Origin of the sequence: Kocuria sp. WN036, from assembly GCF_002287015.1 — a bacterium.
In the GTDB taxonomy this organism is placed as follows: domain Bacteria; phylum Actinomycetota; class Actinomycetes; order Actinomycetales; family Micrococcaceae; genus Kocuria; species Kocuria rosea.
This window is the reverse complement of record NZ_NSKF01000006.1, coordinates 103,679-119,535: the sequence shown is the minus strand read 5'-3', so window position 1 is coordinate 119,535 and position 15,857 is coordinate 103,679. Positions and strand designations below refer to the sequence as shown.

At 72.1% G+C, this 15,857-nt stretch carries 15 protein-coding genes and 1 tRNA gene; 6 read left to right on the top strand and 10 right to left on the bottom strand.

Annotated elements, in window-relative coordinates:
- Positions 1 to 39 precede the first annotated feature (39 nt).
- Positions 40 to 543, top strand: a complete 504-nt coding sequence (locus CK505_RS06065) for a DUF3145 domain-containing protein (RefSeq protein ID WP_095650540.1) — start codon at positions 40 to 42, stop codon at positions 541 to 543.
- Positions 544 to 696: 153 nt separating this feature from the next.
- Here CK505_RS06065 and CK505_RS06060 read toward each other — a convergent pair whose 3' ends face one another.
- From CK505_RS06060 to aceE, 6 genes are all read right to left on the bottom strand, one after another.
- Positions 697 to 1,956 (bottom strand): beta-ketoacyl synthase, encoded by a 1,260-nt coding sequence (locus CK505_RS06060; protein ID WP_017833743.1) that lies wholly within the window; start codon positions 1,954 to 1,956, stop codon positions 697 to 699.
- 111 nt (positions 1,957 to 2,067) lie between these two features.
- Positions 2,068 to 2,313 carry an acyl carrier protein gene (locus CK505_RS06055; protein WP_017833742.1) on the bottom strand — a complete coding sequence of 82 codons (246 nt, stop codon included), beginning with the start codon at positions 2,311 to 2,313 and terminating at the stop codon, positions 2,068 to 2,070.
- A 207-nt stretch (positions 2,314 to 2,520) separates the two neighbouring features.
- Entirely contained in the window at positions 2,521 to 3,588 is a 1,068-nt protein-coding gene (locus CK505_RS06050; protein ID WP_095650539.1) for a beta-ketoacyl-ACP synthase III, read from the bottom strand.
- A 111-nt stretch (positions 3,589 to 3,699) separates the two neighbouring features.
- Positions 3,700 to 4,614, bottom strand: a complete 915-nt coding sequence (locus tag CK505_RS06045; RefSeq protein ID WP_095650538.1) for an ACP S-malonyltransferase — start codon at positions 4,612 to 4,614, stop codon at positions 3,700 to 3,702.
- A 78-nt stretch (positions 4,615 to 4,692) separates the two neighbouring features.
- The gene (locus tag CK505_RS06040) at positions 4,693 to 5,967 is read right to left on the bottom strand and encodes a CdaR family transcriptional regulator (protein WP_095650537.1); all 1,275 of its coding nucleotides are present in this window, start codon (positions 5,965 to 5,967) and stop codon (positions 4,693 to 4,695) included.
- 130 nt (positions 5,968 to 6,097) lie between these two features.
- Complete coding sequence (gene aceE / locus CK505_RS06035; protein WP_095650556.1) at positions 6,098 to 8,836, bottom strand: pyruvate dehydrogenase (acetyl-transferring), homodimeric type; 2,739 nt, start codon at positions 8,834 to 8,836, stop codon at positions 6,098 to 6,100.
- Positions 8,837 to 9,290: 454 nt separating this feature from the next.
- On the opposite strand from aceE, the gene CK505_RS06030 reads away from it, so the two are divergent.
- The 4 genes from CK505_RS06030 (at position 9,291) to CK505_RS06015 (ending at position 11,341) form a co-directional block, all read left to right on the top strand.
- Complete coding sequence (locus CK505_RS06030) at positions 9,291 to 9,707, top strand: DUF3052 domain-containing protein (protein ID WP_017833737.1); 417 nt, start codon at positions 9,291 to 9,293, stop codon at positions 9,705 to 9,707.
- Between the two features lie 35 nt (positions 9,708 to 9,742).
- Positions 9,743 to 10,201 carry a peroxiredoxin gene (locus CK505_RS06025; protein ID WP_017833736.1) on the top strand — a complete coding sequence of 153 codons (459 nt, stop codon included), beginning with the start codon at positions 9,743 to 9,745 and terminating at the stop codon, positions 10,199 to 10,201.
- A gap of 31 nt (positions 10,202 to 10,232) precedes the next feature.
- The gene (locus CK505_RS06020; protein ID WP_095650536.1) at positions 10,233 to 11,135 is read left to right on the top strand and encodes an NAD-dependent protein deacetylase; all 903 of its coding nucleotides are present in this window, start codon (positions 10,233 to 10,235) and stop codon (positions 11,133 to 11,135) included.
- A gap of 130 nt (positions 11,136 to 11,265) precedes the next feature.
- Positions 11,266 to 11,341: transfer RNA gene (locus CK505_RS06015), tRNA-Val, on the top strand.
- A gap of 43 nt (positions 11,342 to 11,384) precedes the next feature.
- Here the strand turns inward: CK505_RS06015 and CK505_RS06010 are convergent.
- Positions 11,385 to 11,669, bottom strand: coding sequence for a hypothetical protein (locus tag CK505_RS06010; protein WP_017833734.1), 285 nt, complete (start codon positions 11,667 to 11,669; stop codon positions 11,385 to 11,387).
- Positions 11,670 to 11,859: 190 nt separating this feature from the next.
- Between CK505_RS06010 and gndA the strand changes: the two genes are divergently transcribed.
- Positions 11,860 to 13,317, top strand: a complete 1,458-nt coding sequence (gndA, locus tag CK505_RS06005) for an NADP-dependent phosphogluconate dehydrogenase (protein WP_095650535.1) — start codon at positions 11,860 to 11,862, stop codon at positions 13,315 to 13,317.
- Positions 13,318 to 13,393: 76 nt separating this feature from the next.
- On the opposite strand, the gene epsC is transcribed toward gndA, so the two are convergent.
- The 3 genes from epsC to msrA form a co-directional block, all read right to left on the bottom strand.
- A complete protein-coding gene (epsC, locus tag CK505_RS06000; protein WP_017833732.1) occupies positions 13,394 to 13,978 on the bottom strand; it encodes a serine O-acetyltransferase EpsC in 585 nt (194 codons plus the stop codon).
- 158 nt (positions 13,979 to 14,136) lie between these two features.
- Positions 14,137 to 15,072, bottom strand: coding sequence for a cysteine synthase A (gene cysK / locus CK505_RS05995; protein WP_095650534.1), 936 nt, complete (start codon positions 15,070 to 15,072; stop codon positions 14,137 to 14,139).
- A 137-nt stretch (positions 15,073 to 15,209) separates the two neighbouring features.
- Positions 15,210 to 15,809 carry a peptide-methionine (S)-S-oxide reductase MsrA gene (gene msrA / locus CK505_RS05990; RefSeq protein ID WP_241482908.1) on the bottom strand — a complete coding sequence of 200 codons (600 nt, stop codon included), beginning with the start codon at positions 15,807 to 15,809 and terminating at the stop codon, positions 15,210 to 15,212.
- Positions 15,810 to 15,857 lie beyond the last annotated feature (48 nt).

Genomic DNA, 15,857 nt, shown 5'->3' with positions numbered 1-15,857 from the left:
CGTTGGGGAAGACGTACCTACACGACGGAGGAACAGGTCATGTCTGCACCCACCACGCGCGGAGTGCTCTACGTGCACTCGGCTCCGCGAGCGCTGTGCCCGCACATCCAGTGGGCGCTGGAGTCGGTCGCGCGCCAGCGCACGGAGCTCGAGTGGACCCAGCAGAACGCCGAGCCCGGTTCCGTGCGCGCCGAGCTGGAGTGGTCCGGACCCGCGGGGACCGGCGCCCTCCTCGCCTCGGCGCTGCGCACGATGGGCCGCCTCCGGTTCGAGGTCACCGAGAACCCGTGCCGCGGCCACGACGGCGCCCGCTGGTCCTTCACCCCCGACCTCGGGATCTTCCACGCGACCACGGACGCCGCCGGCAACATCGTGGTCTCCGAGGACCGGATCCGCTACGCCTACGAGACGGCGGCCGGCAACCCGCTGCTCGTCATCAACGAGCTCTCCCTCGCCCTGGGGGAGGCCTGGGACGAGGAGCTCGAGCCCTTCCGGCACGCCGCGGAGGGCGCCCCGGTGCGCTGGCTGCACCGCGTCGGCTGAGCCCCCGCGGCCCCGCCCCGCCTCCGGGGGCACGGGGCCCGCAGCGCGCCGGAGGGCCGTCCCGCGACCAGCGGGACGGCCCTCTTCCGTGCGTCCGAACGGTCTGCGCCCGGACGAGCTGCGCCCGACGGCGCGGACGCGGCGGGCGTGCGCTCAGACGGTGCGGAACGCGGCGACCGCGTTGTGGCCGCCGAAGCCGAAGGAGTTGGACACGGCCACGAAGTCCCCGGAGGGAAGGTCGCGGGCGTCGGTGACGACGTCGAGGTCGATCTCCGGGTCCTGGTTCTCCAGGTTGATGGTGCAGGGCGCGGTGCGGTGGTGGACGGCGAGCACGGTGAGCACGGCCTCGACGGCGCCCGAGCCGCCCAGGATGTGGCCCGTCATCGACTTGGTCGCCGAGACGCACATGTCGTCCACCGCCGAGCCGAACGCCCGGCGCAGGGCGCCGGCCTCGGGGGCGTCGCCCTTGGGCGTGGAGGTCGCGTGGGCGTTGACGTGCTTGACGTCGGCCGGACCGAACTCACCGGTCTCCATGGCCTCCGCGAGGGCGCGGGCCGCCCCGCGGCCCTCCTCGTCGGGCGCGGTGATGTGGTAGGCGTCCGAGGTGAGGCCGGCGCCGGCGAGCTCGGCGTAGATCCGTGCGCCGCGGGCGCGGGCGTGCTCCTCCGACTCGAGGACCACGGCACCGGCGCCCTCGCCCATCACGAACCCGTCGCGGGCCGTGTCGTAGGGGCGGGAGGCGCGCTCCGGCTCGTCGTTGCGCTTCGACAGCGCCTGCATGGAGGCGAACGCCGCGATGGTCACGGGGTGGATCGCGGACTCGGCGCCGCCCACCACCACGAGGTCCGCCTTGCCGGAGCGGATGAGGTTCATGCCCTGGTAGAAGGCCTCCGTGCCGGAGGCGCACGCGGAGACGGGCGTGATGGACGCGGCCCGGGCCTTGAGGTCCATGCCGACGGCCGCCGCGTTGCCGTTGGGCATCAGCATGGGGACGGTGAGGGGCATGACGCGCCGGGCGCCGCGCTTCTGGAGGGTGTCGTAGGCGTCCAGCAGGGTCCAGACCCCGCCGATGCCGGTGCCGAAGGCAACGGCGAAGCGGTCCGGGTCGACCTCCTCGGAGGTCTCTGCGTTGTTGCCGGAGAAGCCGGCGTCGGCCCACGCCTCGCGGGCGGCGATGACGGACAGCTGCCCGGAGGGGTCCAGACGCTTGGCCTCGACCCGGGAGAGCACCTCGCTGGCGGGGGTCGAGACGGGCGCGGCGATCCGCACGCCCAGATCGTAGGTGTCCACCCAGTCGTGCTCGATGGCTCTGACACCGGAGACGCCCGTGGTGGCGCTGCGCCACAGCTCGGGGACGGTGCCACCGATCGGGGTGGTGGCACCGAGACCGGTGACGACTACTTTGCGGGTCATGACTGCACTTCCTCGTGTCCTGGGGTGATGCGGCGGGCGGCCCGCCCGGTCGCGGGTCGGTGCGGCGCGGCGGATCCTACGGTCCGCCGCGCCCCGCACCGACCGGCCGGATCAGGCCTGGGCGTTGTCGATGAAGTTGACGGCGTCCTCGACGGTCTTGAGGTTCTTGACCTCTTCGTCGGGGATGGTCACGTCGAACTTCTCCTCGGCGTTGACCACGATGGTCATCATCGAGATGGAGTCGATGTCGAGGTCCTCGGTGAAGGACTTGTCCAGCTGGACGGCCTCGGTCTCGAGGCCGGTCTCCTCGTTGACGATCTCGGCCAGGCCGGTCAGGATTTCCTCTTTGCTCGCCATGGTGGCTTCCTTTCTCTGCGGCTGCCGGAGCAGCCGGTGGTGACGTGCGCCCCGGGCAGGTGCCGGGTGCATCTGTCCCGGTCGGGCCGTGGGCCCGGACCGGGGGACATCGGGTGTGCGGTTCAACCCTACGACGACTCGCAGGGCCCCGCGGCGGCACCGACACGTGGGCAGGACCCCGGGGGCCGGTCCGCGTGCCGGCGGCGGTCAGGGGAGGACGACGACCTGCGCCCCGTAGACGAGGCCGGCGCCGAAGCCGATCTGCAGCGCCAGCTTCCCGGACAGTTCCGGGTGCTCGGCGAGCAGGCGGTGGGTGGCGAGGGGCACGGACGCGGCGGACGTGTTGCCGGAGTCGGCGATGTCCCGGGCGATGACCACGGACTCGGGGAGCTTGAGCGTCTTGGCCATCTGGTCGATGATCCGCATGTTCGCCTGGTGGGGGATGAAGGCGCTCAGATCCTCGGGCCGCACGCCGGCCACGTCCATGGCCTCCTGTGCGCGCTTGGCGACCTCCCACGAGGCCCAGCGGAAGACCGTCTGCCCGTCCTGGCGCAGGGTCGGCCAGAGGGTGGCGTCCTCGCGCACCGCGCCGGTCTCCGGGTCGAGGAGGTCGGGGGACTGGGCCCGCTCGCGCCCCTGCTCCACCGCCCGGATGTCGGTGAGCGGGTGGGTCATCCGGATGGCGTCCCACTTGGAGCCGTCGGAGCCCCACACGGACGGGCCGATGCCGGGGGTGTCGGAGGGCCCGATGACCACGGCGCCCGCGCCGTCGCCGAGCAGGAAGGAGATGGAGCGCTCGCTGTTGTCGATGACGTCGGAGAGCTTCTCCACGCCGATGACCAGCACGTAGTCGGCCGCGCCCGAGCGGACGAGCGCGTCGGCCTGGGCGACGCCGTAGCAGTAGCCGGCGCAGGCCGCCGAGATGTCGAAGGCCGGTGCCGGGGTGGCGCCCAGGCGGTCCGCCAGGGCCGCGGCGGCGGACGGGGTGAGGTAGGGGAAGGAGATCGTGGAGACGATGACCGCCCCGAGCTGCGAGGCCTCGATGCCGGCGGCGGCCAGCGCCTCGCGGGCGGCGTGCTCGGACATGTCGAGGACGCTCACGTCCTCGGCGGCGCGGTGCCGGGTCCTGATGCCGGTGCGCTGCTGGATCCACTCGTCCGAGGACTCGATCCACTGGCAGACGTCGTCGTTGGTCACGATCACGTCCGGGCGGTAGACGCCCAGGCCGAGGATCCGGGAGTGCGCGTTGGTCTGTTGCTGCTTCAGGGTCACCACAGGGGTCGTTGCTCCTTCGTGCGGCCGGGCGGGACGGACGGGCCGGCTGGGCGGGGCGGAACGGCTGCTCCGGCCTCGGGACGGGCGGCGCACGAGGTGCGCGCGCGGACGTCAGTCAAGAATACTCCTGGCCTGCTCCAGCTCCGCCGCGGAGTTCACGGCCAGGGCCGGGACGCCCTTCATGCCCCGCTTGGCCAGGCCGACGAGGGTGCCCGCCGGCGGGAGCTCGACGAGCTGCTCGACGCCGCGCTCCAGGAGGGTCCGCGTGCACAGGTCCCAGCGCACGGGCCGGCAGACCTGGGCCACGAGCGACTCGAGGTTCGCGGCGCCGCCGCTCACGGGCTCGCCGTCGGCGTTGGAGAGCAGCGGGTGCACGGGGTCGGCGGGCGAGAGCCGGGGGACCAGCTCGTGCAGGGGCTCCAGGGCCGGGGCCATGTGCTCGGTGTGGAAGGCGCCGGCCACCTTGAGGGGGATCACCCGGGCGCGGGCCGGCGGGGCCGCGGCGAGGGCGGCCAGCTGCTCGAGGGTGCCGGCGGCCACGGTCTGCCCGCCCCCGTTGGCGTTGGCGGGCGTCAGGCCCGCGGCCTCGATGGCGGCGAGGACCTCGTCCTCCTTGCCGCCGAGCACGGCGCTCATGCCGGTGGGGACGGCGGCGGCCGCCCGGGCCATGGCGTTGGCCCGGGTGCGCACGAAGGCCATGGCGTCGGCCTCGGTGAGGGCGCCGGCCAGGGCGGAGGCGGTGATCTCACCCACCGAGTGCCCCGCGAAGACCAGGTCGTCCCGGCCGGGGCCGATCCGGTCGCCGAGAAGCCGGCCCGCGACGAGGCCGGCGGCCACGATGAGGGGCTGGGCCACCGCGGTGTCCTTGATGGTGTCCTCGTCGGCCTCGGTGCCGTAGTGCACGAGGTCGAGTCCTGCGGCCTCGCCCAGCTCCTCGAGGTGGGCGCGGACGCCGTCGAGGGCGAGCCATTCGGTGAGGAAGCCGGGTTTCTGGGAGCCCTGTCCGGGGCAGACGATCGCGATCACCGCTACAGCTTCGCAAGGATGGGCCCCCGCGCGGTGGCCCGGAGGCCACCAAGCCCGGCGGCGGTGTTTGTAGGGATGCTACAAGACCGGTCCCACGGCGGGGGTGGAGGTGTCGATGGGGGCGCACGAGTCCGCGAGCCGGCCCGCCACGAGGGCGCAGTGCAGCACGAACGCGTCGCGGGGGACCAGGGGGTCCCAGCCGGTGAGGTCGCTGATCCGGCGCAGCCGGTAGCGCACCGTGTTGGCGTGCACGAACAGCTCCCGGGCGGTGGCCTCGAGGGAGTGGCCGACGGAGACGTAGGCGGACAGGGTCTCCACGAGCCCGGTCGCGGAGCGCGTCAGCGGGCGGTAGACCGACTCGACCATCGCCGTGCGCGCGCTCTCGTCCCCGGCCATGGCCCGCTCAGGCCACAGGTCCTCGGAGTGCACCGGGCGGGGCGCCGCGGGCCACGCCGGCGCCACGGACAGGGCGGCGTGGGCGAGTCGGGCGGAGCGTCCCGCCGCGAAGACCGTGGGGGACTCCGGGCCGTAGGCCACCGGTCCCGGCCCGAACGCGGCGGCGAGCTTCTCGAGGGCGAGGTCCCGGTCGGACAGCCCTCCGAGGATGAGCACGAGCCGGTCGCCCTGGATGGAGACGAGGGAGTCCTGCGCGTGGCGGCCGGCGAGCCTGCGCAGCCGGGCCACGGTGGACGGGCCGGCGCCCTCGGGCGCGGAGCCCGTGAGCACGGTGACCGGGCCCGTCGAGGTCCAGCCCAGGGCCGCGACGCGGGAGCGCAGCGCGTCGGAGTGCTCCCCCCGGAGGATCCCGTCGACCACGAGGGACTCCAGCCGGGCGTCCCACGACCCGCGGTTCTCGGCGGCGCGGGCGTAGACGTCCGCGGCGGCGAAGGCGATCTCCCGCGAGTAGCGCAGCACGGCCTCCCGCAGCGCGGCCTCGTCGTGGTGCTTGGCGAGCTCCGGGACCTTCTCCTCCACGACGTCCACGACGATCCGCAGCAGCTGCAGGGCGTGCTGGAGGGAGATGGAGCGGGTCAGGTCCGTGGGGGCGCCCCGGAAGACCTGGGTGAGCACCCACAGGGGCTCCTCCGGGTCCTCGTACCAGCGCACGAACGAGGAGATGCCCCGCTGGGCCACGAGGCCCAGCTCGGAGCGCTCGTCGGCGCGCAGCTCCTCGAACCAGCCGAGGTCCGTCTCGAGCCGGCGGGTCGCGACCGTGGAGATCGCGCCCAGGTTGGCCTTGAGGTTCTCGAGCGTCCTGGGGTGGGGAGGGGCGACGGGACGGTGCCGGTCGGTGGACCGTCTGCGCGAGGGGCGCAGCCAGCGTGTCGTGGTGTTCCCGTCCTGTCCAGCCATGCCTCCGAGCTTAGAGCACCGGATCGCCGCCCCGGGCCCGGGACGACGACGGCGCCCCGCCCACCCGGACGCGGGTGGGCCCACCCGGACGCGGGTGGGCGGGGCGCCGTGGTGCACCGGAGGGCTCGGCTCAGGCGTCGCCGCCGGCGTTGCCGGAGGTGCCGGCGGTGACGTCCTTGAGCGAGTACTTCTCGATCGCCTCGCCGGGAGCGCGCCAGTCGACCTCGCCGCGCTTGGCGAGCATCTCCAGGGCGCGGACCACCATCGAGTGGGAGTCGATCTTGAAGAACCGGCGGGCGCCGGCGCGGGTGTCCGAGAAGCCGAAGCTGTCGGCGCCCAGGGACGCGAACTCGTTCGGGACGAACTGGCGGATCTTGTCCGGCAGGTCCGCGCTGAAGTCCGAGACGGCCACGACCGGGCCCGTGGCCCCGGCCAGCTGCTGGGCCACGAACGGGGTCCGCGTCCCGTCGCCGGGGTTGAGGAACGCCTCCTTCTCGGCGGCCAGGCCGTCGCGGCGCAGCTCGACCCACGAGGTCACCGACCACACGTCGGCGGAGACGCCCCAGTCCTCGGCGAGCAGCTTCTGCGCCTCGAGCGCCCACGGCACGGCCACGCCGGAGGCGAGCAGCTGCGCCCGGGGCCCCTCGTTCTCGGCGGGCTTGAGCAGGTAGATGCCCTTGAGGATGCCCTCGACGTCGACGTCCTCCGGCTCGGCCGGCTGCTGGTACGGCTCGTTGTAGACCGTCACGTAGTACATGACGTTGTGGTCCTCGTCGCCCGTGCCGTACATGTGCTCGAGGCCGCGCCGGACGATGTGGGCGATCTCGTAGCCGTACGCGGGGTCGTAGTGGATGACCGCCGGGTTGGTCGCGGCCAGCAGCGGCGAGTGGCCGTCGGCGTGCTGGAGGCCCTCGCCGGTGAGCGTGGTGCGCCCGGCGGTGGCCCCGATGATGAACCCGCGGGTCATCTGGTCGGCGGCGGCCCAGAAGGAGTCGCCGGTGCGCTGGAAGCCGAACATCGAGTAGAAGATGTAGACCGGCACCATGGGCTCGCCGTGGGTGGCGTAGGCGGTGCCTGCGGCGGTGAACGCCGCCACGGAGCCGGCCTCGTTGATCCCCGCGTGCAGGATCTGGCCCTGTGGGGACTCCTTGTAGGCGAGCATCAGCTCGCGGTCCACGGAGAGGTAGTTCTGCCCGTTGGGGTTGTAGATCTTCGCCGTGGGGAAGAACGAGTCCATGCCGAAGGTGCGGGCCTCGTCGGGGACGATGGGCACGATCCGGTGGCCGAACTCCTTCTCCCGCAGGAGGTCCTTCAGGATGCGCACGAAGGCCATGGTGGTGGCGGCCATCTGCTTGCCGGAGCCCTTCTTCGCGGACTTGTACGCGGCGTCCGTGGGCAGCACGATCTCCTGCTGCTCGTGCGGGCGGTCGGGGACGAAGCCGCCGAGCTCCTTGCGGCGCTCCAGCAGGTACTTGACCTCCGGCGAGTCCTTGCCGGGGTGGTAGTAGGGCGCGCCGTAGAGGTCGCTCTCCAGCTCCTCGTCCGAGATGGGGATGCGCAGGTGGTCGCGGAAGGCCTTGAGGTCCTCCAGGGTCAGCTTCTTCATCTGGTGGGTCGCGTTGCGCGCCTCGAAGTGGCTGCCCAGGCCGTAGCCCTTCACGCCCTGCGCCAGGATCACGGTCGGCTGGCCCTCGTGCTCGGTCGCGGCCTTGTAGGCGGCGTAGACCTTGTGGTAGTCGTGGGCGCCGCGCTTGAGCTCCCAGATCTCGTCGTCGGTCATGTCCGCGACGAGCTCCTTGGTGGCCGGGGACTTGCCGAAGAAGTGGTCGCGGATGAACCCGCCGGACTCGGCCTTGTAGGTCTGGAAGTCGCCGTCGAGGGTCTCGTTCATGATCCGGACGAGCTCGCCGTCCTCGTCCTTGGCGAGCAGCTCGTCCCACTCGCGGCCCCACAGCACCTTGACCACGTTCCAGCCGGCGCCGCGGAAGAAGGCCTCGAGCTCCTGGACGATCTTGCCGTTGCCGCGCACCGGCCCGTCCAGGCGCTGCAGGTTGCAGTTGACGACGAACGTGAGGTTGTCGAGCTTGTCGTTGGCGGCCAGCTGCAGCAGGCCGCGCGACTCCGGCTCGTCCATCTCGCCGTCGCCGAGGAACGCCCACACGTGCTGCTCGGAGGTGTCCTTGATCCCGCGGTGGTGCAGGTAGCGGTTGAACTGCGCCTGGTAGATCGCGTTCATCGGGCCGATGCCCATGGACACGGTCGGGAACTGCCAGAAGTCGGGCATGGAGCGGGGGTGCGGGTAGGAGGGCAGCCCGTTCGGGGCCTTCGTCTTCTCCTGCCGGAACCCGTCCAGCTGCTCCTCGGTGAGCCGGCCCTCGAGATAGGCGCGCGCGTAGTTGCCGGGGGCCGAGTGGCCCTGCCAGAACACCTGGTCGCCGCCGCCGGGGTGCTCCGGGCCGCGGAAGAAGTGGTTGAGGCCCACCTCGTAGAGGGTCGCCACACCGGCGTAGGAGGAGATGTGACCGCCCACGCCGATCTCCGGGCGCTGGGCCCGGTGCACCATCACGGCGGCGTTCCAGCGCAGGAACGCACGGTAGCGCCGCTCGATCTCCTCGTCGCCCGGGAACTCCGGCTCCTGGTCCACCGGGATCGAGTTCACGTAGTCCGTGGTGGTGACCATCGGCACGCCCACGCTCTTCGCACCGGCGTGCTGGAGGAGGGCGCGCATGATGTACTGCGCCCGTTCCGTGCCCTGCGTCTCGATCAGGCCCTCGAAGGACTCGATCCACTCCCGGGTCTCCTCGGTGTCGGAGTCCTTCAGGTTGTTGGTCAAGCCACTGAGGATGTGGTGGTTGCTGGATGAAGGCACGTTCAACCTCTCTTCGTCGAGTTGCCCGACGGATCCCGGGCGGGTGCGCGCGCGAGGGCGCGGCCGGGAGGTCCGACAGTCTCAAAAATACCCGTTGCCCGTGCCGCTGTCCGAACGCCACCCGGAACGGGCGGACGTCCGGGAACCGGGCCCGTCGTGCGGATCGCGCCGCCGGGGCCGCCTCGGGCGTACGGGGTGTCTGTGGGGACCATGCTTCCACACCCGGGGCGGGCCGTCACACGGCGTGCCAGCCCACGCGTCACCCCCATGATTCGGAGGCGCTCACCGTGCGGGAGCTTGAAAGAGTCCCTGATCCGGTGTTGTCTGGACGGTGAAGCCGGTATCCGGCCCGCCACCGTGCCCCCGCGGTCCGCCGACGGGCAGGCGGAGCCCAGCACCGGTACGCAGTGCGTGGTCGTCGTTCGTCGGCCCGATCCCAGAAGGAGCAAGAACAGTGAGCGAGGCCAAGACCACCGCGGGTGACGCGGTAGTCCAGCTCGGTTTCAAGGATGGCGACTACATCCAGGAGTTCGGATACGACGAGGACGTCGACCTCGACCTGAGGGACGGCATCGAGGAAGTGATCGGGTCGGACCTGCTGGACGAGGACGACCAGGAGGTCGTCGACGCGGTGCTCCTCTGGTTCCGCGAGGGTGACGGTGATCTCGTCGACACGCTGGTGGACGTCACCACCACCCTGGACGAGGGCGGCGTGGTGTGGGTGCTGACCCCCAAGGCGGGCCGCGACGGCTACGTGCCGCCCGCGGAGGTCCAGGAGGCCGCGCCCACGGCGGGCCTGCACGTGACGACGACCGCCCGCGTCAGCGCGGACTGGGCCGCGACCCGGCTCATGCCCAAGCGCAACGTCTGACCGGGCGTCCCGGACCCCAGCGGAGGAGACCACGCATGCTCGAGATCGGCGCGCCCGCCCCGGACTTCACCCTCAAGAACCAGTTCGGCGAGCCGGTGACCCTGAGCGCCCTCCGCGGCCGCCCCGTGGCGATCGTGTTCTACCCGTTCGCGTTCTCCGGGGTCTGCACCGGCGAGCTGTGCCGGCTCCAGGACAGCCTCTCCGTGTTCGACGACGCCGGGGTGAAGCTGCTCGCGGTGTCCGTGGACTCGAAGTACACGCTGCGGGCGTTCGCGCGGGAGGAGTCCTTCGACTTCGACCTGCTGTCCGACTTCTGGCCCCACGGGGAGGTGGCCCAGCGCTACGGGGTGTTCGACCCGGTGGCCGGTCTGGCGGAGCGGGCCACCTTCGTGTTGGACGCGCAGGGCGTCGTCGTCGACGCCTTCCGGTCGGAGCGCGGCACGCCGCGGGAGCTCGAGGCCTACCGCACCGCCCTCACCAAGCTGCACGGCTGAGCCCGGCCGGCCCGGTCCCCAGCGAGCAGCGATGCCCACCGTCCGCGCCGGCTACGGCGCCCCCGTGCACCCCGACCAGTTCCCGGACCCCGACGCCGCCGGGCTCGAGGCGGGCCTGGCCGGGGCGGCCGCGCTGCTGGGCGGTCGGCGGACCGCCGTCCTGACGGGCGCGGGCATCAGCACGGAGTCCGGGATCCCGGACTACCGCGGCCCCGGCTCCACTCCTCGCACCCCCATGACCTTCGACGAGTTCATGGGCAGCGCGGCCATGCGCAGCCACTACTGGGCGCGCAACCAGTACGGGTGGCGCCACCTGGCGCGGGCCCGGCCCAACGCCGGGCACGCGGCCCTGGCCCGGCTCGAGGAGTCGGGGTCCGTCACGGGCGTGGTCACCCAGAACATCGACCGCCTGCACCAGGCCGCGGGGTCCCTCAACGTCGTGGACCTGCACGGGCGCTACACGCAGGTCGGGTGCATGCGCTGCGCCACCCGCATCCCCCGGGCGGTGCTCTCCGACCTGTTCGACGAGCTCAACCCCGGCTTCTACGACTCGATCTCGTCCCCGGACGACATCGACTTCGCCCCGGACGCGGATGCGGTGGTGCCGCACACGGCCGGGTTCCGGGTGCCGGACTGCCCGGTCTGCGGCGGGGTCCTGAAGCCCGACGTCGTGTTCTTCGGGGAGAACGCGCCCCGGCACCGGGTGCTGCGCGCGCTGCGCATGGTGGACGCCGCCGACGCCCTGCTGGTCGTGGGCTCGTCCCTGACCGTGAACTCGGGGCGCCGCTTCGTCCGGCACGCGGTGCGCGCCGACGTGCCGGTGGTGATCGTCAACCACGGGCGCACCCGGGGGGACGCCGCGGCGCGGCTGAAGGTCGACGCGTCCGCGACCGCCTTCCTGGTGGGGCTCGAGCAGCGACTCGCCCGGCCGTAGGGCGGACATCGAATATGTCGAACGTCACGCCGGGCGCAGCCCGCACCCGGTCGGCACCGGTGCGCCCCGGCGGGTAGCCTGTTCGGGAACCGGGTGCCGGCGGTTGCGAAAACCGCCCACCCGGTTGTCAGGGTCTTTAGCTCAGCTGGTAGAGCGCCACGTTTACACCGTGGATGTCATCGGTTCGATCCCGGTAGGACCCACCACGAGCTGGTCGGCACCGCCCGCGGGAGCCGGCGCGGAGCGCGGTCAGCGGAAGTAAACCTGTTTGTTCCCGGGCCGGGTGCACAGGACCACGATGCTGCCTGTGCGATCGGCCTTCCGGGCCCGCGCCGCGTAGCTGGAGGCCGTGCCCCCGCACAGCCGCGACGCCCCCTCGGTGACCTGGGCGATCGTCGCCTCATCGAGCACCACTTTGGTGCCGAGGACCAGGTCGACACTGCCCTCGGCGGCCGCCGCAGGTGCGAGCCCGGCGCCCGACCACAGTGCGGCACCGGCCACGGCCACCGTCAGTGCGCTCTTCCACGCGTCCATCCCGGCCCCCCGGCTCGTCGTGTTCCAGCACTAATGTAAATGTAGGAGCCTCCGGGGGCGAACGGAGATTGTGACGGGGCTCGTTTTCCGGATGTCGCCGTCGGCCCTCCCAGGCCCTCCTTCCCTTGGGGATCGCGGCAACAAGTGCGCACCGGACGGAGCGCCCTCCCGGAGTTTGTAGGCTGGGGGCATGGCAGCAGAACAGAAAGCTCAGATCGGGGTCACCGGCCTCGCGGTCATGGGCGCGAACCTCGCCCGCAACTTCGCCCGGCACGGTTACACCGTCGCCCTCCACAACCGCTCCGTCGAGAAGACCGACGCCCTGCTCGACGCCCACGGCGACGAGGGGACGTTCCTCCGCACGGAGACCCTCCAGGAACTCGTGGACGCCCTCGAGACCCCCCGCCGCATCCTCGTGATGGTCAAGGCCGGCGCCCCCGTGGACGCCGTCATCGAGCAGCTCGTGCCGCTGCTCGAGAAGGACGACATCATCATCGACGGCGGCAACTCCTACTTCCAGGACACCCGGCGCCGCGAGCGCGAGCTCGCCGAGAAGGGCCTGGACTTTGTGGGCATCGGCGTCTCGGGCGGTGAGGAGGGCGCCCTGCTCGGGCCCTCCATCATGCCCGGCGGACCCCGCAAGTCCTACGACTCCCTCGGCCCCCTCCTCGAGGACATCGCCGCCAAGGCGGAGGACGGCACGCCGTGCTGCGCCTGGATCGACACGGACGGCGCCGGCCACTTCGTGAAGATGGTGCACAACGGCATCGAGTACGCCGACATGCAGGTCATCGGCGAGGCGCACGAGCTGCTGCGCTCCGTCGCCGGGCTCGAGCCGGCCGAGCAGGCCGACGTCTTCGAGCAGTGGAACCGCACCGAGCTGGCCTCCTACCTCATCGAGATCACCGCGCACGTGCTGCGCCAGGTCGACGCCCGCACCGACCGGCCCCTCATCGACGTGATCGTGGACGCCGCGGGGCAGAAGGGCACCGGCCGCTGGACCGTCCAGGAGGCCCTCGAGCTCGGCTCCCCGGTCACCGCGATCGCCGAGTCCGTCTTCGCCCGGGCGCTGTCCTCCGCCGAGCCGGAGATGCGCCTCGAGGCGCAGCGCGTGCTGCCCGCCGGCATCGGCGGCACCACCGAGGACGTCGTGCACGACCCCGAGTTCGTGGAGGACGTGCGCAAGGCCCTCTACGCCTCGAAGCTGGTCAGCTACGCCCAGGGACTCGACATGCTCACCATGGCCGGCCGGGAGTACGGCTGGGACCTGGACCTCGCGACCATCGCCGGCCTGTGGCGGGAGGGCTGCATCATCCGGGCGGAGCTGCTCGAGGTCATCATGGAGGCGTACAAGGGGGACAAGCAGCCGCTGAACCTGCTGTTCGCCCCGGAGTTCGTCGCCGCCGTCGAGGAGGCCCTGCCGTCCTGGCGGCGCGTCGTGGCCCGAGCCGTGGAGCGCGGCATCCCCGCGCCGGTGTTCGCCACCACGCTGAACTACTACGACTCGCTGCGCCGGCCCCGGCTCAACGCGGCCCTGACGCAGGGGCTGCGGGACTTCTTCGGCGCCCACACCTACCGGCGCACCGACGACGCCGAGGGTGTCTACCACACCCTGTGGAGCGGGGACCGCTCCGAGGTCGTCTCCTGACCCGGACCCCGCACGACGACGCCGGCCGGCCGTCCCCGTCCCGGGGGCGGCCGGCCGGCGTCGCAGCGGGGCAGGGTCAGATCCACATCGCGGGGTCGATGTAGCTGGAGGGGTCCACGAGGGGCTGCTGCTTCTCGGGGGTGCGCGGGCGGACCTTGCCGGGGATCCCGGTCACGATCGAGTCCTCCGGCACGTCCTTGACCACCACGGCGTTGGCGCCCACGGCGGAGTCGGCGCCGATCTCCACGGGGCCCAGGATCTTCGCCCCGGCGCCGATCACCACGCGGTCGCCCACGGTGGGGTGCCGCTTGACCTTCTCCAGGGAGCGCCCGCCCAGGGTCACCCCGTGGTAGATCATCACGTCCTCGCCGATCTCCGCGGTCTCCCCGATGACCACGCCCATGCCGTGGTCGATGAAGAAGCGGCGCCCGATGGTCGCCCCCGGGTGGATCTCGACGCCCGTGAGGAAGCGGCCGAGCTGGGAGACCGTGCGGGCCAGCAGCCGCCGGTCGGGGTGCTGCCACAGCCGGTGGGACAGGCGGTGGACCCAGATGGCGTGCAGACCCGAGTAGTTGAGGGCGATCTCCACCCTGGACCGCGCGGCCGGGTCGTGCGTCCGGGCCGTCTGCAGGTCCTCGGCGAGTCTGCTCCAAAAACTCACGGTCTTCCTCTGTTCTTCCGGGGGCGGGGGTCCTGGCCCGCCGGGACCGGCGGGACGTGCTGGGGCGCGGACGGGAACGACCCGCCCACCACCGGGAGTAACGTCACCGGCAGGCGGCGCTATTCCCGGCGGGGACGGGTCGTGGTCCGCGGCGCGGCTCAGCCCCGGATGTCCTCGTAGAGCAGGGTGGAGATGTAGCGCTCGCCGAAGTCGCACACGATGGCGACGATCAGCTTGTCCCGGTTCTCCTCCTTGGCCGCCTCCTGGAGGGCGGCCCACACGATGGCGCCCGAGGAGATCCCGCCGAGGATGCCCTCCTTGGTGCCGAGCTCGCGGGCGACCCGCACGGAGTCCTCGACCGTCACGTCGTAGACGTCGTCGTAGATCTCGCGGTCCAGGATGTCGGGGATGAAGTTCGCGCCGAGGCCCTGGATCTTGTGCGGACCGGCCTTGCCCTCGGTGAGCAGGGGGGAGTCGGCGGGCTCGACGACGACGAGGCGCACGTCCGGCTTCTGCTCGCGCAGGTAGCGGCCCGCGCCCGTGATGGTGCCGCCGGTGCCCACTCCGGAGATGAACACGTCGACCTGGCCGTCGGTGTCCTCCCAGATCTCCGGGCCCGTGGTCGCGTAGTGGATGGCCGGGTTGGCCTCGTTGGCGAACTGGCTGGCGAGGACCGCGTTGTCGGTCGTGTCGACGATCTCCTGGGCCTTGTCGACGGCGCCGCGCATGCCCTCCGCACCCGGGGTGAGCACGATCTGGGCGCCGTAGGCGCGGAGCATGACCCGACGCTCCGTGGACATGGTCTCCGGCATGGTCAGGATGACCTTGTAGCCGCGGGCGGCGCCGACCATGGCCAGCGCGATGCCGGTGTTCCCGGAGGTGCCCTCGACGATCGTGCCGCCCGGCTTCAGCTGGCCGGACTTCTCGGCGGCGTCGATGATGGCCACGCCGATCCGGTCCTTGACGGAGTTCGCCGGGTTGTAGAACTCCAGCTTCACGGCGACGTTGCCGGGCAGGCCCTCGTCGAGCCGGTTGAGGTGGACGAGCGGGGTGCGGCCCACGATCTCGGTGACGTCGTTGTAGATCTTCGGCATGTGCGTACCTCGGTTTCTGCGTGGTCGGTTCTCTGTCGGATCTGGGTGCTGCTCGGGTCGTGCTGCGGCCGCCGGCGCTCTGGGGGGCCCGCGGCGGCGCGGTCCTAGCTCAGCCTAGCCAGGCCCCGCAAGCGCTACTACGCGGTAAGCCACGCGGAGTAACGTTTCCGGACCTTCGCCAGCTTGGGGTTGATGATCACCTGGCAGTAGCCGTTCCAGGGCTGCGCGGCGTAGAAGTCCTGGTGCTCGGGCTCCGCCTCCCAGAACGGGCCCAGCGGCTCCAGCGTCGTGACGATCGGCTGGTCCCACGCCGGCTGCGTGCGGCGGATCGACTGCTCGAACAGGTCCCGCTGGGCCTCGTCGGCCCAGAACATGGCGGACCGGTACTGGGTGCCCACGTCGTAGCCCTGCCGGTTGAGGGTGGTCGGGTCGTGACCGGTGAAGAACAGGTCCAGGATCACGTCCGCCGGCACCACCGACGGGTCGAAGGTCACGGCGACCGCCTCCGCGTGGCCGGTCGTGCCCGTGCACACCGCGTAGTAGTCGGCGCGCCCGGGGTCGCCGCCGGTGTAGCCGGAGACCACGGAGGTGACGCCCCGGGTGATCCGGTAGACCGCGTCGAGGCACCAGAAGCACCCGCCCGCGAGCACGAACGTCTCGGTCGCGGCGGGCTCCGCCGCGTCGGGGCGGGGATCGGGGGCGGGGCGTGCGTCGTCGTCGTGCGCGGAGTAGGCCATGACCCGTACAACACCGCACGGCCCGCATCATTCCCGCACCCGCCCCGG